Genomic DNA, 21,232 nt, shown 5'->3' with positions numbered 1-21,232 from the left:
CCTAATCACCGTCGGAATCTACGTAATCAATACTTATATCCAGGGCCTGCAGCATGTCGATCTTTAGCAGAACCACATTCTTTTGAAGTGCATCAAAAACCTGTAGCATGAGCGTGTTATTTGTTCTCACCTGTTCAGCAAGATCAGGATCCAGACCTGAAGATAATTCCCTGATGTTTTCAAACTGCTCATTGATAAGGGCACTAAGGTCGGCTCCACCTTTAACCGTGTTCAGGTAATCCAGGTACTGCTTGTAGCTGGGGCCAGATCCACTGCCGTTAAAATGCTTTCCGTTGAAAAAGTCCTGTACCGTAGTTAGGGCTTTTAAATATAATTCTTTGGAAAGACCATCAGAGTAGTACGCTTCGGCAGTTTCAGGTGCAGGGTTTCCGATAAATGCACCGGCGGGAATCCCAATTTTACCTGACCTTAGCAGCATTTCATAGTACATGATATAGTCATTTGTAAATATATCTACAGCCCCAGTACTGGAGGAACTGGTATTATTCACAAAGACGTCTCTATAGGAGGTCTTCCAGTCATTCAGAACCACATCTGTAAGAGCATCAATCCTGGTCGCCACATCAAGAAGATACTGTTGGTAAACTGCGGCATTCCCATTCGAGGTGTAAAATTCTACGGTAGCGGCATCTGTAGCTCCCAGACCATTAATAAGAAAATCAACAGCAGGAAAACCCTGCTCATCTACAGAGCTCGGCAGTTCCAGATTGTAGCTGTTACTTTCAATATTATTCTGGATCGTTGCTGCACTGGCAGGATAAATATTGAGAAAACGGTGATAATTTGTGGATTCTGCTTTTCCTATGCGGAATGGTGCAACAGTTTGATAAGCCAGATAGGCTTCTTCATAAGCATCTCTTAAACTCTCCAGGTTTTCTGCGGAAGGATCCCCATTGAAAACGGCAACAGAGTTTTTTAGATCCTCTGTAGTTTCGGCAAAGGCTTCATATGAAGGTATAATAATATTGTCTGCCCAGTTGACTAACATCGCTCCCCGATCAAAAGAACCTTCCGGACTCTCTTTCCCCCCGTCATCAGAATTACAGGACACTACTCCCACTACTACGAAAAAAATAATACCTAATTTCTTGAACATATAATAAGGTTGAAAAGACTGTCCAAAAAGTTTAATTTTAAAAAGATCCTTAAATAAATTCAGAATGACGATTAAGTAACTTTTTGGACAGCCTCTGTTAATTTTATTTCTCTGTTTACTCTGCCGCCTCGGCAACAGTAAAGTCAAAAGCTTCTGCAATACTTTCAGAAATGGCGTCAAGAGTTGCAGGCTCTACATCCCAAAGACCATTCTCTCCTGCTAAAAGTTGCTCCTTAAAAGTATCCAGTTCAGATTTGCTAAGGTGAGGTGCATTCGTAACAGGATCATGAGTAAATCTTAGGCTATAAAGGAATCCGAATCCTTCAGACAGGTCGTGAAAGGCAGAACCCATCTCTCCATTGGCGATAGCTTCTTTTCCACCCTGCAGGTAATATACTGCACGCACCGCGATTACTTTTGAAATATTCTCCTGGATGATGGCTGTTTGCTCGTCACGAAGTTCATAGTCTCCTGCGACAATGGCAGCACGTCCTGTTTTAAAAGCTTCAAAAACATCTTCAGCAATTCCGGCAAAATCATCATCAGCATCAACTCTACCCAAATAGTTGAATAGAAGCTTGTCATTACTTTCACCCAAAGCATTGTTAGGATTATCTGTAGGGATAGAAGAATCTCCATAAAGATATCCATATGCCTCATCCCACTTGTGCTCCATGGTTGTGTAGTTCTTTCCGTCTTCCAGAACTTTTGCATCGTTGTTTGCGATATTATCTCCCTCATCAAGCACTGCTGTTGAAAGATAATTATTAAGCATTTGATCTGCGACCAATCCGCCAATAAGGCTTTTGGCAAAAACCTGATTTAACTCAAGTCCCTGAGCATTTACGTAACGCACATTGGAACCATCGGCAATTTGTCCTGCCACTCCCGCAGCAGCAACCTGGTCTTTATTTGGAAAAACTTCATTTACCTGCTGACTAATCCAGCCTTCAAATTCATTTTTGATATCATTGCTCTCCACAGAGTTACCAGAAAAGTAGGCCTGTGAAGCTGCCACTTTGCTTTTTACGCTTTTTGAACTTGAATTTAAATCGTCGGAAGAAAAAGGATTATTCTCATTCGCAAACATATTGGAGAGGCTTTCTTCTGTAGCGTTGTCAAAATCATTAAATGCAGTAAACAACTCTTTTGACATTTCCAGCCTGGTTGTCTGGCCGCTATAACTTACTGATGTGCTCCCTTCCCTGGAAAAGGAATAACTGGTTGGAATTTCAACAGTAGGCTCAACAACTGTGATATCATCATCTGAGGAACAAGATGAAAGCGCCAAACCTCCTAACAAGGCTGCGAATAAAGATTTTTTCATTTCTATTTTATTTAGACTTATTTAAAATAATACCGCAAATATAAAGGACGGGCTTCAGCCACCAAACCTTATTTGGAATTATTTTAAATAATAAATAATTATAGAATTGTTAAAAGTTATTGAGAAACTTAATGATAAACTGAAAAAATCTTTGTCGCCTCATTGTGAGACGCTTCAAAGCTCATCATTTTTACATTCGTGTCCATTTTCTTCGAAGTGAAATAGGAAAGTAATTTTTCTGTGGGCATATTACCGGTCAATTCGTCTTTTGCCATAGGACAACCCCCAAAACCCTGTATGGCACCGTCAAACCTTGTGCAGCCAGATCGAGCAGCAGCGTCTACTTTTTCGAACCATTTAGTGGGAGTAGTATGGAGATGCGCCCCAAATTCAATTTTAGGATACTTCGGGATAAGGTTGGAAAAAAGATATTCAATAACTTCGGGAGTGGAACTCCCAATAGTATCAGACAGGGAAAGGATCTTAACCCCCATTCCTGAAAGCTTCTCGGTCCACTCTCCTACGATCTCCACATTCCATGGATCTCCATAAGGATTACCAAAGCCCATGGAAAGATAGGCAACCACCTCTTTTCCTGAAGCATCTGCAATATTTAGGATTTCCTGCAGCGTTTCCACAGATTCGGCTATGGTTTTATGAGTATTACGCATCTGGAAATTTTCTGAAATAGAAAAAGGATAACCCAGGTACTGTATCTCGGGATGTTTGGAGGCATTTTCGGCACCCCTCGTATTGGCAACTATAGCAAGCAGCTTGCTTTGGGTACGGGAAAGGTCAAGCCTTGACAGAACTTCAGCTGTGTCGGCCATCTGCGGAATGGCCTTAGGCGAAACGAAACTTCCGAAGTCGATAGTGTCGAATCCGCAACGCAAGAGAGATTGTATGTACTGAACTTTTTTTTCTGTAGGAATAAATTCCTTTATTCCCTGCATCGCGTCCCGCGGACATTCAATAATCTTGATCTGCGCCATAGGCCAAATATAGAGTTTAGATTTGAGATATGAGAATTGAGATATGTTTTGAACATCGACACGGATTAGAAATCCGCGCCAACGGATGGGATTTAAGAATCAAAATTAAAAAATCAAAATTGTTCGGGGTAAATCTGCGGGATCAGCGGGAAATAATTTGGTAACTCGGCACGGATTGCAAATCCGCGCCAGCGCTTATTCGAAAAAAGTCAAAAGTCAACAGTTAGAAGCCAAAAGCATCTTCTCAATACTCAATACTAACTACTCTATACTAATATAAATATCCCGATCCCCACAAACACCACCACCTGCAGCCACTTGAAGACCTTTCCGGAATTTGGATGTTTCTGAAGGTAGAGAGAGATCTTTCCTGCCAGAATTGCCACGGCCGAAAAGATGAGGAAAGCCTGCAACATAAACAGGAATCCCAAAATATAGAACTGCATTACAGTATTACCATTGGGCTCCCACAGAAATCCGGGAAAAAAGGCAAGGAAGAAGATCGCTACCTTAGGATTTAAAACATTCATCAAAAATCCCTTTTTATAGAGGGATGTTAGCTCCTTCCTATTGCTGCTAATATCTGTATCAACATTGATTGCAGGTTTACTCCTGTAGACCTGCCACGCGAGGTAAAACAAATAAGCTGCTCCAAAAGCTTTTATTAGGAGAAATAAAGTTTCAGATTGTTTAATTACAGCCGAGATCCCAAAAGCTACCAGGCTGGTGTGAATTATAATTCCCGAAATTAATCCTAAAGCAGTGACAATTCCATATTTCTTCCCATTTGTCATCCCCTGCACCAGCACATAAATAATATCCGGGCCGGGAGAAAGCGTCAGCAGGATCGAGGCGGTGAGAAATGGAATTATTTCTGAGATCACTTAGACCGCTTTAGGATTTCCAGGTTGATATTTTTCACCAATTGCGGTCCTTCATATATAAACCCTGTATATAGCTGCACAAGGCTGGCCCCTGCTTCCAGTTTTTCAATGGCATCTTCGGGGGTCATGATCCCGCCCACTCCAATGATGGGGAAAGCTTTGTTACTCTTTTCAGACAAAAATCGAATCACCTCTGTAGCACGTTTAGTGAGAGGTTTTCCGCTTAACCCACCTGACTCTTCTTTATCTTTTGATGTTAAGCCTTCTCTGGATATTGTAGTATTGGTGGCTATGACACCTGCAATACCGGTTTCTTTGATAATGTCAATAATGTCGAGCAGTTGAGAGTCGGTAAGATCTGGAGCTATTTTAAGCAGGATTGGTTTGTGACCTGGACGCTTCAGGTTTTCCTGTTGTAAGGTGTTTAATAGTTTCGTGAGTGGCTCCTTATCCTGAAGCTCCCGAAGATTCGGCGTATTTGGAGAACTCACGTTGACCACAAAATAATCTACATGCTCAAAAAGGGCATTAAAGCAGATCAAATAATCATCTACTGCATTTTCATTCGTGGTGATCTTATTTTTTCCAATATTTCCCCCAATTAGAACTCCGTCGTTCTTTTTCAGTCTTTCAACAGCTTCGGCCACCCCGCCGTTATTGAAACCCATCCTGTTAATGATCGCCTTATCCTCCTTTAGCCTGAAAAGTCTTTTCTTCTCATTGCCCGGTTGAGGCTTAGGAGTAAGTGTACCTATCTCAATAAAACCGAAACCAAAATTCGACAGCTCCTTATAAAGTTTTGCATCCTTATCGAAACCTGCAGCCAATCCTACAGGATTCGGAAATTTTATTCCGAAGACTTCCCTTTCCAGCCGTTTATCTTCAACAACAAACTTTTTTCTAACCAGCTTTTGGCTCCACGGAAGAAAAAACAATTTCCGAAGTAGGGAAAAGGTAAAATAATGGACTTTTTCAGGATCAATATTAAATAGGAGTGGACGGATGATCTTTTGATACATGAAGGATATTTTAAACAAAATTAACACAAAGCTGAATAAAATAAGAGGAAAAGAGAAAAGGTTTTGAACCTATTTGATATATCGCTATTTTTGAGAAAACTTCAGCAAAAATGACGAATAAGCAGGATATTATTGACCGCTTTTTAAGCTACGTTAAGATAGATACTCAAAGTGATGAAACCAGCGAATCCACTCCCAGTACAGAGAAACAGTGGGATTTAGCAAACAAACTTAAGGATGAATTGCAGGCAATGGGCATGCAGGAAGTAAGCATAGATGAAAATGCTTACGTTATGGCTACCCTTCCTTCAAATGTAGATCATAATGTGCCGGTCATTGGCTTTGTTTCCCACTTCGATACCACCCCGGACTTTTCAGGAACAAATGTGAATCCACAGATCATTGAAAATTATGACGGAAAGGACATCGTTTTAAATAAGGAAAAGAATATTATCCTGTCACCGGAATATTTTGGTGATCTCCTGCAGTATGAAGGACAAACCTTAATAACTACCGACGGAACCACTTTACTCGGTGCCGATGACAAAGCCGGAATCACCGAAATCATGGAGGCAATGAAATACCTCCTGGAAAATCCCCAGATCAAACATGGAAAAATTAGAATTTGCTTCACACCCGACGAAGAAATTGGACGTGGGGCTCACAAATTTGATGTCGAAAAATTCGGTGCAGCCTGGGCTTACACTATGGACGGCAGCCAGGTTGGCGAACTCGAATTTGAGAATTTCAATGCCGCAGGCGCAGAAGTGAAAATCAGCGGGAAAAGTGTACATCCGGGATATGCGAAAGACAAGATGATCAACAGCATGTATATCGCAATGGATTTTATCAATTCCCTGCCACGCCTGGAAACACCGGAACATACTGAAGATCGACAGGGATTTTTCCACCTAAACGGCATGGAGGGCGATGTAGAGGAAACTACTTTACATTATATCATTCGGGATCATGACAGGGAGCATTTTGAGGCAAGGAAGCTTATGATGAAAGACCTGGCAAAGGAAATTTGCAGTCAGCAGGATCGGGATTGCGTAAAAGTGGAGATCAAGGATCAGTATTTCAATATGCGTGAAAAGGTAGAGCCGGTGATGCACATCGTGGACATTGCCGAAGAGGCTATGAAACAGGTGAATGTAACCCCGCTTATTAAGCCAATTCGGGGTGGTACCGATGGAGCACAATTGAGTTTCAAAGGGCTGCCCTGCCCTAACATCTTTGCCGGTGGTCATAATTTCCACGGCAAGTATGAATATGTACCTGTAGAAAGCATGCAAAAAGCTGTAGAAGTGATCGTGAAGATCGCAGAACTGACAGCCGAGAAGAATTCTAAATAAAGATTAAAGATTTCCGGATTTTCAGGTTACGAGCTGCGAGTTCCGGGTTGCAGATCTGTCAAAGCCTGTCAGCGGTATAGAACCCTGACAGGGTTGTTAATAACAAGAACAATTAACAAATCACCAAACCATGGCAGTACAATCGGCAGAAGAGTATTTTGCAGCTCATCCCTCCTGGGAAAGTGAGCTAAGGGAGCTACGGGAAATGCTCCTTACTACAGATGTTGAGGAAACCATCAAATGGGGTGCGCCGGTTTATACCGTGAATGGCAAGAATGTAGTTTCCATTGCAGCATTTAAGAACCATATCGGAATCTGGTTTTACAATGGAGCTCTACTTAAAGAAAATACTGCCCTTCTGGAAAATGCACAGGAGGGAAAAACCAAAGCTTTAAGACAAATAAAGTTTGAGCGAGGGCAGGAAATACCGGTTCAGGAATTGAGAAAATACGTCTTGGAAGCAATTCAAAATCAAAAAGAGGGCAGGGAGGTAAAACCCACAAAACCAAAAAAAGTAAAGATTCCCGAAGATATTTTGGCTGCCTTTAAAGAAGATCCGGCTTTGGAAGTTTCCTTTGACAACCTTTCTCCCGGTAAAAAACGAGAATACTGTGAACATATAGATCAGGCAAAAAGGGAAGCAACAAAAAAGAGTAGGTTAAAGAAGATCATTCCAATGATCATGGCCGGACAGGGACTGCATGATAAATACAAGAATTGTTGAAGTAGAGAAACAGGATAGTCACGTCATGCTAAACATGATTTAGCATCTTTCGGTTATGTATCAGAATAAAAAAACCTAACAGGTTTTGAAAACCTGTTAGGTTTGGTCAATAAAAAAGCTCCCGCCAAATGACGGGAGCTTTTTTATTTGATCCAGGAATTTGGACCTATTTAGTTTCCTTTACTGCCGGTTCATTTAACTTTCGGCTCATCTCCATTGATATGGATGACCTGTCAAAAGTGATCTTGCCGGCACCGGTTTCAATAATTACTGCGTTTTGTTTATCACTGAAATCAACTATTTTTCCGTGCATTCCGCTTTTGGTAACAACTCTGTCTCCTCTCTTGAGTTCAGACGAGAATTGTTTTTCTTTCTTGGCACGATTCATTTGTGGACGTATCATAAAAAAATACACCACAATGAACATTAAAATAATTGGGGCAAACTGGGTTAATTGATCCATAGATAGTTCTGTTGCTTTTTGCTAATGCTTAAGACTGTGCCTTAGGCTCTACAAAAGCTTTAATTTTGATTTGCTCTTTCCCGGTTTCGGTATTAGCAGTTATATTTACTGTTTTGGTGACCTGGTTTTGACCGCTACCGTTAAACTTTACAAGCATTTCACCTGTTTCTCCGGGAGCAATAGGCTCTTTTGTCCATGTTGGAACTGTACATCCACATGAGCTGGAAGCATTTGTAATAACAAGAGGTGCTTTCCCTGTATTGGTAAAAGTAAAGGTGTGCTCTACGTTAGTACCCTGGGCGATGGTTCCAAAGTCGTGCTCTGTATTTTCAAAGGTTAATTTAGGATATACAACATCCTGTGAATCACGTAGTGCAGCTTCTTCTACGTTTTCTGCCTGTACTTTTTCGGCTGCATTCTCCTTGCAGGAAGTAAAATTGAAGGCAGCAATTAATGCCAGTAATAAAATTCCTTTTTTCATGATTTACAATTTAAAGTTAAAGTGGATAAAATTAAGAAAATTTGCAGGACTACATAAGACCCCTGCCTATTTTATTCAGTTTGCCGTTTTCCCTGTACTCTTTTGAAAGCTTATCAAGGATCCCGTTAATAAAAATACTACTTTTAGGAGTACTATATTCTTTAGCAATTTCTAAATATTCGTTAATAGTTACCTTAACAGGAATAGATGGAAATTTAAGGAATTCGCAAATTGCCATTTTGATCAAAATAGTGTCGAGATCGGCAATTCTTTCTTTATCCCAGTTTGGAGTTTTCCCTACCATTTCATTGGCAAGGCTTTCATCGTTAAGCAAAGTTTTCCTGAATAATTCTACCGCGTATTCTTTATCATCTGAACTTTTAAAAAGCTGAGTAAGCGCCTGTTCTTTACCTTGAGATGATTTTTGCAACATTTTTACTATTGCAGTGTTCACAAGCGGAAGGTCATCTATCCAGGTGATCTTCTTATCTTCCAGGTAATCGTAAAGTTTTTCGTTTGGAGCAATTATTTCTCTAAAGATTGCTATGACAAATTCTTTATCTTCCTTAAAACTGGAAGTACGGGTAGACATATGATTTTGGTAGAGCTCGCTCTTTTTGATCTCAGACCAAAGAATCTCCACATACTCATCATCATTTTTCCAGTTATTGAGTTTGCGGGTTTCCAGCGCAAGGTCAAGAGATCTGTTCTTGCCTATCTGGGAGATCAACTCGTTATCAACAAACTTGCGGTTGGGGTCTACATCTTCAACAGAAGGCAGATGCTTTTGCTGGGATTTCTCCATGTAATTCTCTGCATAATCCCTGATTTCTACAAAAAGATCCAGCATTAAAAGATACAGGTCATACATCTCATCCATGCTTTTAAGCAGGAATTTCTCCTCTGCTTTTAGATTGTCATTTTCGCTTTGGGAATAGGCGTACAGTGACTGCATTACTTTAACCCTGATATGTCTTCTGGTCAACATAGCTGTAAAAGAACTTTAAAAAATTAGGGCGAAAGGTTTTTCCCTTTCGCCCGGCAAAAATACTATTTAATTAAAAAACCGCTGGGGTTATTTGCTATTTTTTCTATCAGCAATTCGCTGCTTTGCTACTTTAAGGGCAGCTTCATGAGTTGAAATGTCATTATCCTCGGCAGCAGTAAGGATTTCAAGAGTTGTATTATAGATGTTCTGGGTTTTCTCCATGATCTCTTTTCTTCCATAACCTTCCAGTTCAGCATATACATTGATGATACCACCGGCATTGATTAGAAAATCGGGTGCGTAAATTATTCCTTTTTCTCTAAGAATAATTCCATGCTTTGTATCATCGGCCAACTGGTTATTGGCAGCTCCTGCAATAATTGAAGCCTTGAACCTTTCAATGGTCTGGTCGTTTATTGTCGCTCCAAGGGCACATGGGGCGTAGATATCAACATCTGCACCATATACATCTTCCCCGCCATAGATCGTTGCATTATAGCGATCCCGGACTTCGGTTAATTTCTGCTGATTAATATCGCTTATGATCACATCTGCACCTTCTTTTGCAAGATAATCTACCAAAGATTCCCCAACGTGGCCAATTCCCTGTACAAGAACAGATCTTCCCTGCAGGTCATCTGTCCCGTAGCGAAATTTAGCGGCAGCTTTCATTCCCATGTAGACTCCGTAGGCTGTAACGGGTGAAGGATTCCCTGCGCCACCTTTATCTTCAGAAATTCCTGTAACATATGGCGTTACCTCACGTACAGTATCCATGTCGGCAGTTTCCATCCCTACATCTTCGGCAGTAATATACTTTCCGCTTAAAGAATGAACAAATTCTCCAAACCTGCGCATAAGCTCGGGGGTCTTCTGGGTTTTGGCATCTCCAATGATCACAGCTTTACCGCCACCAAGATTAAGTCCTGTAATAGCACTTTTAAAAGTCATCCCGCGGGAAAGTCGCAAAACATCATTAACGGCGTCCCATTCACTGCTGTAGTTCCACATACGTGTTCCTCCCAGGGCAGGACCTAAAACTGTGTTGTGAATTCCGATAATTGCCTTTAATCCTGTATCTTTGTCGTTGCAAAAAACCACTTGTTCATGGTCATCAAAAGAAAGCTGCCCAAAGACCGGAGCGGCTTTTTTAAGTTCATTTGCCTTTAGAACATCCACTGTCATTAGTTTAAAAATTAAATTAATTTCGTTATTCGAAATATTACAGGGCGAAAATAATGAATATTTCAATTTAATGCCATTTGCCTGAACAAAAATGTGAAATTGAAAATGCAGCCGGTGCAACCTTATGAAAGAACTTAAGCATTTAAACAAATACTTCTACAAATATAAATGGCACCTTATTGGTGGTATTTTCATTACAATCCTGGCGCGAATTTTTGCCATACTTACTCCCCGCTTTATTGGAGAATCCACTACTGCCATTGAACAATATGTGAACGATGAGATAACTTCGGAAGCTGCTCTGCGTAACGAGCTTATGAATAACATCCTTCTTATCCTGGGTGCGACCTTAATGGCGGCTCTTTTCACCTTTTTGATGAGACAGGCGATCATTGTGGTGTCAAGGCATATCGAATATGATCTTAAAAATGAAGTTTACCGGAAATACCAGGACCTCTCCTTAAATTTTTACAAAAAAAACCGAACGGGAGATCTCATGAACAGGATTAGTGAAGATGTCTCCAAAGTACGAATGTATGCTGGTCCCGCTTTTATGTACAGTATTCAGACCGGTATCCTGTTCATTGTGGTGATCCCTTATATGTTCCTACAGGCGCCAGAACTAACACTTTACGTCATAACTCCCCTCCCCATCCTCTCCTTTGCCATTTATAAGCTCAGCGTGGCCATTAATAAACGAAGTACGGTCGTACAGCAATATTTGTCAAAGCTCAACACCTTTACTCAGGAAAGCTTCAGCGGGATATCAGTAATAAAATCTTACGGGATAGAACCCCAAACAAATGCTTCTTTCGTAACACTTTCCAACGAGAACAAAGAAAAGAACATCGACCTGGTAAAGGTACAGGCATTCTTTTTTCCGCTTATGATCCTGCTTATTGGAGCCAGTAACATTCTGGTCATTTATATTGGGGGCAGGAAATTCATCAACGGGGAAATTGAAAATCTCGGAGTTATTGTGGAATTTCTGCTTTATGTAAATATGCTCACCTGGCCCGTTGCTACGGTAGGATGGGTCACCTCTATTGTGCAACAAGCCGAAGCTTCACAGAAAAGGATCAACGAGTTTCTAAAAGAAAAACCGCAGATACAGAATCCTTCCAATAAACCTGAAGACATTCAGGGCTCCATTGCCTTTAAGGATGTCACCTTTACTTATGAAGACACGAATATTACAGCCCTCAAAAATGTCACTTTTGAAGTGGAAAGTGGAGAGACCCTTGCAATCATTGGAAAAACAGGTTCGGGAAAATCCACAATCCTTGAGTTGATTGGCCGTTTGTACGATGTTGAAAAGGGAGAGATCACCATTGACGGCAAGAACGTACAAAGCATGAACCTTAAGGAGCTTAGAGAGAGCATAGGCTACGTGCCGCAGGATGCATTCTTATTTAGCGACTCCATTAGGAATAATATTAAATTCGGGAAAGCAGATGCTACTGAGGAGGAGATCATTGAGGCTGCCAAAAATGCTGCCGTTCACAGGAATATTATAGGCTTCAGTAAAGGTTACGACACCGTCCTGGGAGAAAGAGGAATCACCCTTTCTGGCGGACAAAAACAGCGGGTGTCTATTGCCCGGGCCATCGTACATAACCCAAAAATCCTGCTTTTTGACGATTCTCTTTCCGCAGTAGACACAGAGACCGAAGAGGAAATCCTTAACAACCTCTTCAGGATCAGCAAGGACAAGACCACTATAATTGTTAGCCACAGGATCTCTTCAGTAAAGAATGCCAACAAGATCATCATCCTGGAAGACGGCAGGATCGTGCAGCGTGGCACCCATCAGCAACTCCTTGGAACAGAAGGTTATTATAAAGAATTATACCTGAAACAACTCAGTGAAAAAGAAATGTAAAAATTTGTTGTAGAATGTTAATTTTTTTTGGATTTTTGAACCTATGATTTACAAACCGTAAAAGATAAATTGATTATGAGCGACAATGGAACGATTGAAAAAGAAGAGATTTTTTCCAAGGTCTTAAGAGCCGGTAGACGCACCTATTTCTTTGATGTTAGGGCAACTAAGGCAAACGATTATTACCTGACGATTACCGAGAGTAAAAAATTCACCAATGATGACGGGTCTTTCCACTACAAGAAGCACAAGATCTATCTTTACAAAGAGGATTTTGCCGGTTTTAACGAGATCCTTCAGGAGATGACAGATTATATTCTTAATGAAAAAGGAGAAGAAGTCATAAGCGAACGCCACCAAAAGAACTTCAAGAAAGAGTATGAAGAGGAAGAGGAAAGAAAAGTAGAAGCAACTGCTTCTCCATCTGCCGCTGCCTTTACAGATATTAGTTTCGAAGACATATAATAGAATTACACTTCAACTAAAAAAAACCGTCCCGGGCAATTGGGACGGTTTTTTTTTATATTGGGGTCCCAAAAGTGCTATTTATGAAATCCTTTATTCTTGCCCTTGTTCTCCTTTTTAATCTTAATTTATTTGCACAGGAAGACATTGACCTCTCTTATTATTTGCCGCAGCACGTAACCTATAATCCCGAAATTCCTAAACCGCAGGATATCCTGGGTTATTTTCCCGGGGAAAGGCATGCGAGCCATGACCAGATCCTTAACTACATGAGAGCTTTAGCCGAAGCTTCTCCCAGGATCACTCTGGAGAATCGTGGACGCACTTTTGAGGGCAGGCCCCTTATTCTTCTCACAATAACCTCGGAAGATAATCACCAAAACCTGGAAGAGATACGTCGTCAACATGTAGCTTTAACAGAACCAGGGTCCGAAGATCTCAATACTTCTGAAATGCCCGTCGTTGTAAATCAGGGCTTCTCCATTCATGGCAATGAAGCCAGCGGTGCAAACGCTGCGCTTCTCGCGGCATATCACCTTGCTGCTGCCGAAGGCCCCGAAATAAATAAACTTTTGAATAATACCATCATCCTCTTTGATCCTGTTTTCAATCCCGATGGTTTACAGCGTTTCGCCTATTGGGCCAACACCAACAAGAGCGAAAATATCAACCCCGATCCTCAGGATCGGGAATATGATGAAGTTTGGCCGGGAGGGAGAACCAACCACTACTGGTTTGATATGAACAGGGACTGGCTGCCGGTACAATTGCCCGAAAGTCGTGCGAGAATAGAGACTTTCCATAAATGGTATCCAAACATCCTGACAGATCATCACGAAATGGGATCAAATTCCACTTTCTTCTTTCAGCCGGGAATTCCTTCGAGAACGCATCCTTTAACTCCAGATCTTAACCAGGAGTTGACCCGGGAAATCGGGACCTATCACGCTGCGGCTTTAGATGGCATTGGTTCGCTTTATTATTCTGAAGAGAATTATGACGACTTTTACTACGGAAAAGGATCTACTTTTCCCGATATTCAGGGGAGTATCGGGATCCTTTTTGAGCAGGGAAGTTCCCGGGGACATGCCCAGGAAACCGATAATGGGATCCTCACTTTTCCTTTCACCATTCGTAACCAGTTCACTGCGGCGCTTTCCACCCTCGAGGCAGCAAAAGAGATGAGGGTGAAAATCCTGGATTACCAGCGGAACTTTTACCAAAACGCCCGTAAAGAAGCCGAAAAAGGAGCATATGTCTTTGGAAGCAACAAAGATGCTTCTTCTGCATTTCATCTTGCCGAAATTCTAAAACGACATAAAGTTGAAATCCACGAACTGCAGGAGGAATTCAGCCAGGATGGAGAAACCTTCAAGCCCGGTAGCAGCTATGTAGTCCCAAAAAAGCAAAAACATCAACGGCTTGTAGAAGCCATGTTTGAAAGAAGAACAGAGTTCCAGGACAGTCTTTTCTACGATATTTCGGCCTGGTCCTTCCCCTTGTCTTTTAATCTCGATTTCACAGACGCAGCAAAAATGGATGTTGCCGGTAGAAAGATCGACAGTCTTACAAGACCCGCAGTAGATCTTCCCGAAATAAGTGAATATGCTTATCTAATGGAATGGCATCCATATGAAGCTCCGAAAGCTCTCAATACCATACTGAACAAAGGATTAAGGGCAAAAGTGGCAATGCAGCCTTTCAACACCGGAAACAAAAAATTCGACTACGGAACCATATTGATCCCGGCCCAGAATCAAAAAATGAATTCTGAAGAGATCTATGATTTTCTAAAGGAAGTTTCCAAACATTCCCAGGTGGAGATCTATGCAGCCGATACCGGACTCACAGGCGGAGTTAATTTAGGAAGTAACCAGTTTCGTGCCCTGGAACCTCAAAAAGTTGCATTAATAGTTGGGGAAGGAATTACACCTTATGACGCAGGTGAGATCTGGCACCTTTTTGACCAGCGATATGATATGAAGATCACTAAGCTCGATCTTTCTAATTTCTCCCGAACAGACCTTAGCCGCTACACAGATATCATTCTTTCCAATTCCCGCGACAATATCCTTGAAAAAGAAGATGCAGAAAAACTGAAGGAATGGGTCCGCAATGGCGGAACTTTAATAGGTTATAAAAATGCTGCAACCTGGCTGGACAAAAATGAGTTTCTTGACCTGGAATTAAAAGAAAATAAAATACAGGCTAAAAACATCACTTTTGAGCAGCGACGGGATTTTAGAGGGGCCCAGGGAATTGGGGGAGCAATTTTTGAAGCCAAACAGGATCGTTCTCATCCAATCAACTTTGGTTATAAAGATGATAAAATTGCACTTTTTAGAGATACTACTTTATTTGTTGAGGCAGACTCCACTTCTTATAAGAATCCTATACAGTACACCGAAAAACCATTATTGAGCGGCTATATTAGCGAAGAGAATTTGGAACTGTTACCCGGCACCGTCCCTTTCAAGCACAATTCAATGGGAAAAGGTAATGTGATCCTCTTCACAGATAACACGAATTTCCGGGCGTTTTGGTATGGAACTAATAAGCTGTTGATGAATGCAATTTTCTTTGGGGATGAAATGTAAAGTTAGATTTGAGATATGAGATTTGAGATTTTAGATCTTAGATCCTAGATCCTCAAGCAGTGATAATAAAAGGGGTACCAAAAATGGCATTTTTGGTACCCCTTTTTATTGGGCTAAAGCCCTCCCCTTGTTAATATGTAAACCTCCCGCTAAAGCCGGAGGCAATTGACGGTTTAATATTCAACGCCCAGCCCGACTTGCGGGCATCCCGAAATAAATTCGGGACAGGCTCCTTCCGGAGGAGGGGATTTTCTGTTGCAACTTTTGGGAAAGAAACCTGAATTACCACTGCCTTAAGGAAGTGGTTCATGAAATCCTGATGAGCAAGGGCTTTAGCCCAATTATCTCCACAATTGGAGCAGGCAACCCGCAACTGGTAACAGGAACTCAACAGCAATCACTACTACAGCTCAGACTTTTAGATCTCGCATTTTCAAAGGCTTCTTTGCCTTCTTTCCATGCGTACCATGCAATTCCGATGCTACCCAGGGCATCGACATAAGGAATTTGCCAAAGCTCATAGAGCAGACTGGAGGCGAGTAAAATAAAAGACAGGTAAAAACAGGTTTTGGTGCATTTTGCGTCTGAAATGATCGGCTGACTCTCCAGCTTCTCTCCTACCTTGATCTTTTCCCTGTATAGAAAGTACATGGTAAGAATAGAAAGCACCGCAATGATAATACCTGCAAGCGTAGTTTGGGGTTCTGACTTGTTGAATATAGCAATCACAGCTCCGATTACAAGGCCGGCGGTAAGTAAATAAAGAGCCGCTCCTGTAATTCTAAGGGCAGTGATTTCAAAATTATCCCTCTCCTTTACAGGATTTCTTTTCATCCTGTAGATCATATGTGCAATTCCTACGCCCGAAAGCACTTCCACAAAACTATCAAGTCCAAATCCGAATAGTGCAAGCGTGTCATCACTGGCTCCAAAAAAGGTAGAAACTACTCCCTCTATCAAATTGTAGCCAATAGTAATGAAACTGAGGATGAGCGCGTAATGAAGTCTCTTTTTATATTTTCCATTTTCCATATCTGTAAAGTTAGAAGTACAATTTTAGAATTAGACTTTTTTGAATGTAAATACATTGGGCTAAAGCCCGGATCTAATATTCTATTCAAAATCCTCCGGCAAAAGCCGGAGGCATTCAGGTTCTCACCAAAATCATTGTTGACTAGCCACCGGCTCCAGTCAGTGGTTACCAATGTACCGCTCTCATGGCTTCAGCCCAACTTTCCCTGCTGTCCTAAAATAAATCAGCAGAATCAGTAATTCTTGCCCACTTTTTCAACGGCTTCAAACCGGCAACCCGCAACAGGCAACAGGCAACCCGCAACAGGCAACAGGCAACCGGCGACCGGCAACCCGCAACAGGCAACCCGCAACAGGCAACCGGCAACCTGCAACAATTAGAGATTGATCTTTATCCCACCATTAATAACAAATCCATCAACGGGTGCATAGATATCGCGGAACTGCGGATCTGAAATTGAACCGGTATAAATATCATCAAATCGGGTTTGACGGGTATCGGTAAAGTTCTCGAAGTTTAGAAATAAAGAGAAATTATCCCATTTCTTTTCGGTCATCAACCCAAAGATCCAGTAATCCTGTCCGGTCATGCCTCCTTCAAGCTTTTGCTCTCCAAAATAATAACCTTCCAGTCCTATCACCAGCTTCTCATGAATTTCATAAACCAATACATTATTTAGACGGTGCTGCGCCACAAGGGGAGCTTCATAGGTTTCACCATTGTAATGTTCATTCACATCGGCCAGGGTATAACCTGTAAAGAGTTTAAAGTTTCCATACTTGAACCGGAAATTCGCTTCCACTCCCTGGGTATCCAGATAACCATCAGGTTGGTCATAAACATAATGCGAATTAAATCCATTTGAAAATGCTGCTGTCAGCATAATAGGATCATTAACTCTGGTATAGAAAAATAGTGTGTTAACGCTAAAGTCTATCACCTCGAAAAGGTCGGTACGGTAGTTAATATCAAAGTTTGCTCCAAGGGAGCGTTCGGCTTCAGTTTCAGAAACATCTATTGGCATCACATTTTGAAACTGAATTCTTTCAGCATCTTCAGTAAAGATGGTCGGAGTTTTATAACCGAGTCCGCCGCCGACTCTCATCGTCCAGGCATCAGAAAATTCGATCAATCCAGAAAGTCTTGGTAGCACAAACCAACCGTACTCGTTCTGGTAATCTGTACGTAATCCACTTTCCAGGCTGAACATATTGGAGATACGCCAGTTGTTCTGAAGGAAAGCTCCATAGGTGATGTGGTTGTAATCCACCACTTCGGAAGTTCCTGTAGGATCTTGAGTAAACTTATCGGATACGAGGTTCAATCCAGCCACCCACTCCAGGTCAACATCACCAAAATTGTAGGTGATCTCGCTGAAAGAAGCCAGCTGATCTCCCGAAAAAGTGAAATCGGGGATCTCGATCTTCCGCTCGAAAAAGCTAAAGCTGTTCTTTATCATCAAAGAACTTCCGTTCTCATAAAGCTCGGTATAACCCGCGCGGGTAGTGATCCTTTCCGTGTTGTTCCTTTCAAAATAAGGATCTGCGACTTCCTCACCTTCCAAAAAGGCAATATTCCCGCCTGTTCTTTCTTCAATGACCGTATTCACTCCCAGCTCTAAAGTGGCATTTTCAGAAGGGTAATAAAACAACTTCGGATTCACGGTCACACGATTTACTTCAGGAATGGCAGTAAGGCCGATATCGGCAGGATCATAGGGGTCGCTGTAATTGTAGGAAGCAAAAAGGGTCGTTCCAAACTTTCCGAAGGTATCAGAATAAAATCCGCTAACATCTAGGCCCAGGGCTGAAGTTCCGTTAAGCAGGAAATTGATCTCCCGCTCCTCTCCCGGAGTTTTGGAAACCAGGTTCACGAGTCCGGCGATGGCTCCCCCACCATAAAGTGTAGAAGAAGCACCTTTCACCACCTCCACCTGTTGCAGGTCAAGCGGTACGATTTGCAGTAAACTCAATCCTCCGGAAAAGCCAGAGTACAATGGATAACCATCCTTGAGCAGCTGGGTGTATTTCCCATCCAGCCCCTGAATACGGATACTGGAGTTATAAGATGTCGCCGAAGTCTGTTGGGTTTGGATCCCGGTGGTTTCATTCAGCAACATACGGATATCTCCCGGTTTCATGTTGCCTTTTTCGCCCAGTTCCTCGCCCGAGATCACCTCAACGCGGGTAGGCAGATCGGCAATGGTACGGCGGGAACGGGTGGCAGAGATGATCACCTCTTCCATGTGCTCTCCTTCGGGAGCAAGTTCTATTGTGATAAATTTCTCTTCAGCAAGAGGAAAGTCCATGCTGAGCTCCTGGGTGGCAAAGCCCACATAACTTATCCTGATTATTTGAATCCCATTGGGAATATTTTCAAGGGTGATCACCCCTTCTTCATTTGCAGTAGCACCAATAGTAGTACCTGCTATGGAAGCATTGGCGCCATAAAGAGGTTGATCTGTCTCGGCGTCTATTACTTTAATTTTAAGCACGTTCTGTGCGTTTGCTGCCAGGCCAAAAAAACAAAGGGCCAGCAACAAAAATATCTTTTGTGTCATTATATTAAATTGGATTTGAAAAAATAGCTTTGGGAAGAATTCCCTGCGAAGTTGTTCAGCTGTTCTTTGGGGGCTGCCAGATGCGGAAAGTAAATTCTGAAATCAATCCTTCCTCTGCCTCGATATACTCTCTACCCAGCACGGGTTCTGAAAATGGCATTTCTGAGGGCTCTTCCTGAAGCACGACTGCATTACAGGTACCGCAGTTTAAAAAGGGAGAACAAAGTTCACTGTTGTGGGTTTTGGATTCCTGTTGTTCAGAAACAATTTCATCGCTGCAGTCATCTGCACAGCACGGAATACCGTTTAAAACGATTACCAGGAGAGAAATGAAGACAGCTAAAATTTTCACGCTGCAAAGTTAAAAAACTGAAATGAAACTAGCCTACTCTCAACCCGTTTTCAACTTTGAACCCCGGCTGGATTAGTACAATGTCATTTTCATCACCTACAGATCCCAGCACCAGGCATTCGCTCATGAAATTCGCGATCTGTTTTTTCGGAAAATTTACCACAGCAATGATCTGTCTTCCCTCCAGGTCTTCCTTCGAGTATCTTTTTGTGATCTGCGCTGAAGATTTGAGGATCCCTATCTCAGGACCAAAATCGATCCTGAGCTGATAAGCGGGAGTGCGGGCTTCAGGAAAATCTGAAACTTCGGTAATAGTACCAACCCGCATTTCCACTTTTTCAAAATCTTTCCAGGTGATATGGTTCATGGTTTGTTGTTTGTTGTTTTTTGAATTGCTTTGCCCTTGTCACGGATTGCAAATCCGCGCCATCTGAATTAATTCAAGATTCAAAATTTAGGATTCAAAATTCTTACGCTGTTTTTCCCACCTTGTTTCATTTTTCCCTCCCCGCCTTTGGGAGGGGTGCCCGCAGGACGGGGTGGGGATGTTGATTCACTTCTAACTTCGTACTTCTAAAATCTAACTTTGCATTATCCGAACACCTTCTTGATCACCCAGGCGGGGCCGATGAGGAGGAACTGAATATCCTTTAGAAATGAAGGTTTTTTCCCCTCCACCTTGTGTCCATAGAATTGTCCCACCCATGCAACTGCAAAAATGATTAGCGAGACCAGCCAGAGGGTGGCGACCTGGGAAATGAAATAATTCCCTGCGATGCAAATTCCGGCGAAAATAAGGATCTTAATTCCCATGGAAACAGATAGCCGCATGTAAAATAGTAAGACAAGGATGAGGGCTACCACTGCCCAATTTTCCAAAAACGGAATGTACATTGGGAAAATTTCTGTTAGAGGCCCCGGCGGAATGCTCATCAATAAGCCCACAATAGAAAAGAAAATCGCAGGTACGCAGATATAATGTATAAGCTGGTTGGTCTTGTTCTGGTGACTTACAGCATATTCAGAAAACCATTGGTCTAAGGTGCGCATAGAATTTTATTATGGTCGAACCAAGATAGTAATTCTGAGAATATTCCGCAGGAAATTTGTATTTTCAAGGCGGAAATGAATTAAAAAAATGGCTGAAACTGCTTCTAATACGCTCCCGCTGGGAACTGAAATAATAGATTTCGAATTACCCGATGCTGTCACGGCAAACCTTTATTCACTGGTCGATGTAGAAGGAGAAAGGGGCACTGTGATCATGTTTCTTTGCAACCATTGCCCATATGTAAAACATGTGGTAGATGAAATTGTGCGTGTAGCTAATGATTATCGCGTGCTGGGATTCGGTTTTGTTGCCATAAGCAGTAATGATGTGGAAAAAGTTCCTGAAGATCATCCCGATCTTATGTGGAAATTTGCCCGAAAGCACAACTTCACCTTCCCTTACCTCTATGACCGCACGCAGGAGGTAGCCCGAAATTATAAAGCAGAATGCACCCCAGATTTCTACCTTTTTGACGGGCAACAAAAGCTGGTATACCACGGGCAACTTGACAGCTCCCGCCCGGGGAACGGTCATTCCATAAACGGCAGGGAATTAAGGGAAGCTCTTGACGCTTTGCTTGGCAGCCGTCCTGTACCGGGTCCTCAAAAGCCAAGTGTGGGATGTTCTATTAAATGGAAATACACTCCAAAAAATTAATGCCTAAGGATTAAGGTTTAAAATCTCTAATTTATTATTGGAAACTAGCAGTATCTCAAGTCTCAGATCTAATGTCTCATATCTAAAAAGATTAACTCAG

Annotated in this window: 20 protein-coding genes; 6 read left to right on the top strand and 14 right to left on the bottom strand. The window is 42.0% G+C overall.

The window, feature by feature from the left end:
* Position 1 precedes the first annotated feature (1 nt).
* The 5 genes from OU683_RS12160 to OU683_RS12140 form a co-directional block, all read right to left on the bottom strand.
* Positions 2-1,117, bottom strand: coding sequence for an imelysin family protein (locus tag OU683_RS12160; protein WP_268138663.1), 1,116 nt, complete (start codon positions 1,115-1,117; stop codon positions 2-4).
* Between the two features lie 115 nt (positions 1,118-1,232).
* A complete protein-coding gene (locus OU683_RS12155; protein ID WP_268138661.1) occupies positions 1,233-2,444 on the bottom strand; it encodes a DUF4856 domain-containing protein in 1,212 nt (403 codons plus the stop codon).
* A gap of 128 nt (positions 2,445-2,572) precedes the next feature.
* A complete protein-coding gene (locus tag OU683_RS12150; RefSeq protein ID WP_268138659.1) occupies positions 2,573-3,436 on the bottom strand; it encodes a hydroxymethylglutaryl-CoA lyase in 864 nt (287 codons plus the stop codon).
* A gap of 266 nt (positions 3,437-3,702) precedes the next feature.
* On the bottom strand, positions 3,703-4,320 hold the full coding sequence (locus tag OU683_RS12145; protein ID WP_268138657.1) for a LysE family translocator: 618 nt from the start codon (positions 4,318-4,320) through the stop codon (positions 3,703-3,705).
* A complete protein-coding gene (locus tag OU683_RS12140) occupies positions 4,317-5,339 on the bottom strand; it encodes a quinone-dependent dihydroorotate dehydrogenase (protein ID WP_268138655.1) in 1,023 nt (340 codons plus the stop codon). The genes OU683_RS12145 and OU683_RS12140 overlap by 4 nt, the downstream gene beginning before the upstream one ends.
* A gap of 110 nt (positions 5,340-5,449) precedes the next feature.
* Here OU683_RS12140 and pepT point away from each other — a divergent pair, with 110 nt between their 5' ends.
* Positions 5,450-6,694 carry a peptidase T gene (gene pepT / locus OU683_RS12135; protein ID WP_268138653.1) on the top strand — a complete coding sequence of 415 codons (1,245 nt, stop codon included), beginning with the start codon at positions 5,450-5,452 and terminating at the stop codon, positions 6,692-6,694.
* 130 nt (positions 6,695-6,824) lie between these two features.
* Complete coding sequence (locus OU683_RS12130; protein WP_268138651.1) at positions 6,825-7,418, top strand: YdeI/OmpD-associated family protein; 594 nt, start codon at positions 6,825-6,827, stop codon at positions 7,416-7,418.
* A 166-nt stretch (positions 7,419-7,584) separates the two neighbouring features.
* Here the strand turns inward: OU683_RS12130 and yajC are convergent, their stop codons facing one another.
* The 4 genes from yajC to OU683_RS12110 form a co-directional block, all read right to left on the bottom strand.
* Positions 7,585-7,881, bottom strand: a complete 297-nt coding sequence (yajC, locus tag OU683_RS12125) for a preprotein translocase subunit YajC (RefSeq protein ID WP_228912852.1) — start codon at positions 7,879-7,881, stop codon at positions 7,585-7,587.
* A 28-nt stretch (positions 7,882-7,909) separates the two neighbouring features.
* Positions 7,910-8,362: a DUF1573 domain-containing protein gene (locus tag OU683_RS12120; protein ID WP_268138649.1), complete on the bottom strand. Its 453-nt coding sequence runs from the start codon at positions 8,360-8,362 to the stop codon at positions 7,910-7,912.
* Positions 8,363-8,411: 49 nt separating this feature from the next.
* Entirely contained in the window at positions 8,412-9,350 is a 939-nt protein-coding gene (locus OU683_RS12115) for a transcription antitermination protein NusB (protein WP_268138647.1), read from the bottom strand.
* A gap of 87 nt (positions 9,351-9,437) precedes the next feature.
* Positions 9,438-10,535 (bottom strand): Glu/Leu/Phe/Val family dehydrogenase, encoded by a 1,098-nt coding sequence (locus OU683_RS12110; RefSeq protein ID WP_268138645.1) that lies wholly within the window; start codon positions 10,533-10,535, stop codon positions 9,438-9,440.
* A 124-nt stretch (positions 10,536-10,659) separates the two neighbouring features.
* Between OU683_RS12110 and OU683_RS12105 the strand changes: the two genes are divergently transcribed.
* The 3 genes from OU683_RS12105 (at position 10,660) to OU683_RS12095 (ending at position 15,479) form a co-directional block, all read left to right on the top strand.
* Positions 10,660-12,417 (top strand): ABC transporter ATP-binding protein, encoded by a 1,758-nt coding sequence (locus OU683_RS12105; protein WP_268138643.1) that lies wholly within the window; start codon positions 10,660-10,662, stop codon positions 12,415-12,417.
* Positions 12,418-12,492: 75 nt separating this feature from the next.
* A complete protein-coding gene (locus tag OU683_RS12100; protein WP_268138641.1) occupies positions 12,493-12,882 on the top strand; it encodes a PUR family DNA/RNA-binding protein in 390 nt (129 codons plus the stop codon).
* An 83-nt stretch (positions 12,883-12,965) separates the two neighbouring features.
* Positions 12,966-15,479, top strand: a complete 2,514-nt coding sequence (locus OU683_RS12095) for a M14 family zinc carboxypeptidase (protein WP_268138639.1) — start codon at positions 12,966-12,968, stop codon at positions 15,477-15,479.
* A gap of 387 nt (positions 15,480-15,866) precedes the next feature.
* On the opposite strand, the gene OU683_RS12090 is transcribed toward OU683_RS12095, so the two are convergent.
* The 5 genes from OU683_RS12090 to OU683_RS12070 all read right to left on the bottom strand — a co-directional run bounded on the left by OU683_RS12090 (position 15,867) and on the right by OU683_RS12070 (position 20,474).
* Complete coding sequence (locus OU683_RS12090; RefSeq protein ID WP_268138637.1) at positions 15,867-16,511, bottom strand: cation efflux transmembrane domain-containing protein; 645 nt, start codon at positions 16,509-16,511, stop codon at positions 15,867-15,869.
* Between the two features lie 377 nt (positions 16,512-16,888).
* Positions 16,889-19,072, bottom strand: a complete 2,184-nt coding sequence (locus tag OU683_RS12085; protein ID WP_268138635.1) for a TonB-dependent receptor — start codon at positions 19,070-19,072, stop codon at positions 16,889-16,891.
* Between the two features lie 55 nt (positions 19,073-19,127).
* On the bottom strand, positions 19,128-19,424 hold the full coding sequence (locus OU683_RS12080; protein ID WP_268138633.1) for a DUF6660 family protein: 297 nt from the start codon (positions 19,422-19,424) through the stop codon (positions 19,128-19,130).
* A gap of 28 nt (positions 19,425-19,452) precedes the next feature.
* Positions 19,453-19,791 (bottom strand): tRNA-binding protein, encoded by a 339-nt coding sequence (locus OU683_RS12075; protein WP_268138631.1) that lies wholly within the window; start codon positions 19,789-19,791, stop codon positions 19,453-19,455.
* A 224-nt stretch (positions 19,792-20,015) separates the two neighbouring features.
* Positions 20,016-20,474 (bottom strand): Mpo1 family 2-hydroxy fatty acid dioxygenase, encoded by a 459-nt coding sequence (locus OU683_RS12070; protein ID WP_268138629.1) that lies wholly within the window; start codon positions 20,472-20,474, stop codon positions 20,016-20,018.
* Between the two features lie 88 nt (positions 20,475-20,562).
* Between OU683_RS12070 and OU683_RS12065 the strand changes: the two genes are divergently transcribed.
* Positions 20,563-21,132, top strand: coding sequence for a thioredoxin family protein (locus OU683_RS12065; RefSeq protein ID WP_268138627.1), 570 nt, complete (start codon positions 20,563-20,565; stop codon positions 21,130-21,132).
* Positions 21,133-21,232 lie beyond the last annotated feature (100 nt).

The sequence above is a fragment of the Salinimicrobium sp. TH3 genome (assembly GCF_026676115.1).
GTDB lineage: Bacteria > Bacteroidota > Bacteroidia > Flavobacteriales > Flavobacteriaceae > Salinimicrobium.
Note: the sequence above shows the minus strand (reverse complement) of the source record. Positions and strands in the feature narration are given on the sequence as shown.

What these genes read in the sequence shown, in the direction of transcription:
- pepT (WP_268138653.1), top strand. Translation starts at nt 5,450, where the DNA reads ATGACGAATAAGCAGGATATTATTGACCGCTTTTTAAGCTACGTTAAG.
- OU683_RS12075 (WP_268138631.1), bottom strand. Translation starts at nt 19,791, where the DNA reads ATGAACCATATCACCTGGAAAGATTTTGAAAAAGTGGAAATGCGGGTT.
- OU683_RS12105 (WP_268138643.1), top strand. Translation starts at nt 10,660, where the DNA reads ATGAAAGAACTTAAGCATTTAAACAAATACTTCTACAAATATAAATGG.
- OU683_RS12090 (WP_268138637.1), bottom strand. Translation starts at nt 16,511, where the DNA reads ATGGAAAATGGAAAATATAAAAAGAGACTTCATTACGCGCTCATCCTC.
- OU683_RS12130 (WP_268138651.1), top strand. Translation starts at nt 6,825, where the DNA reads ATGGCAGTACAATCGGCAGAAGAGTATTTTGCAGCTCATCCCTCCTGG.
- OU683_RS12120 (WP_268138649.1), bottom strand. Translation starts at nt 8,362, where the DNA reads ATGAAAAAAGGAATTTTATTACTGGCATTAATTGCTGCCTTCAATTTT.
- OU683_RS12095 (WP_268138639.1), top strand. Translation starts at nt 12,966, where the DNA reads ATGAAATCCTTTATTCTTGCCCTTGTTCTCCTTTTTAATCTTAATTTA.
- OU683_RS12115 (WP_268138647.1), bottom strand. Translation starts at nt 9,350, where the DNA reads ATGTTGACCAGAAGACATATCAGGGTTAAAGTAATGCAGTCACTGTAC.
- OU683_RS12085 (WP_268138635.1), bottom strand. Translation starts at nt 19,072, where the DNA reads ATGACACAAAAGATATTTTTGTTGCTGGCCCTTTGTTTTTTTGGCCTG.
- yajC (WP_228912852.1), bottom strand. Translation starts at nt 7,881, where the DNA reads ATGGATCAATTAACCCAGTTTGCCCCAATTATTTTAATGTTCATTGTG.
- OU683_RS12155 (WP_268138661.1), bottom strand. Translation starts at nt 2,444, where the DNA reads ATGAAAAAATCTTTATTCGCAGCCTTGTTAGGAGGTTTGGCGCTTTCA.
- OU683_RS12100 (WP_268138641.1), top strand. Translation starts at nt 12,493, where the DNA reads ATGAGCGACAATGGAACGATTGAAAAAGAAGAGATTTTTTCCAAGGTC.
- OU683_RS12160 (WP_268138663.1), bottom strand. Translation starts at nt 1,117, where the DNA reads ATGTTCAAGAAATTAGGTATTATTTTTTTCGTAGTAGTGGGAGTAGTG.
- OU683_RS12110 (WP_268138645.1), bottom strand. Translation starts at nt 10,535, where the DNA reads ATGACAGTGGATGTTCTAAAGGCAAATGAACTTAAAAAAGCCGCTCCG.
- OU683_RS12065 (WP_268138627.1), top strand. Translation starts at nt 20,563, where the DNA reads ATGGCTGAAACTGCTTCTAATACGCTCCCGCTGGGAACTGAAATAATA.
- OU683_RS12140 (WP_268138655.1), bottom strand. Translation starts at nt 5,339, where the DNA reads ATGTATCAAAAGATCATCCGTCCACTCCTATTTAATATTGATCCTGAA.
- OU683_RS12070 (WP_268138629.1), bottom strand. Translation starts at nt 20,474, where the DNA reads ATGCGCACCTTAGACCAATGGTTTTCTGAATATGCTGTAAGTCACCAG.
- OU683_RS12150 (WP_268138659.1), bottom strand. Translation starts at nt 3,436, where the DNA reads ATGGCGCAGATCAAGATTATTGAATGTCCGCGGGACGCGATGCAGGGA.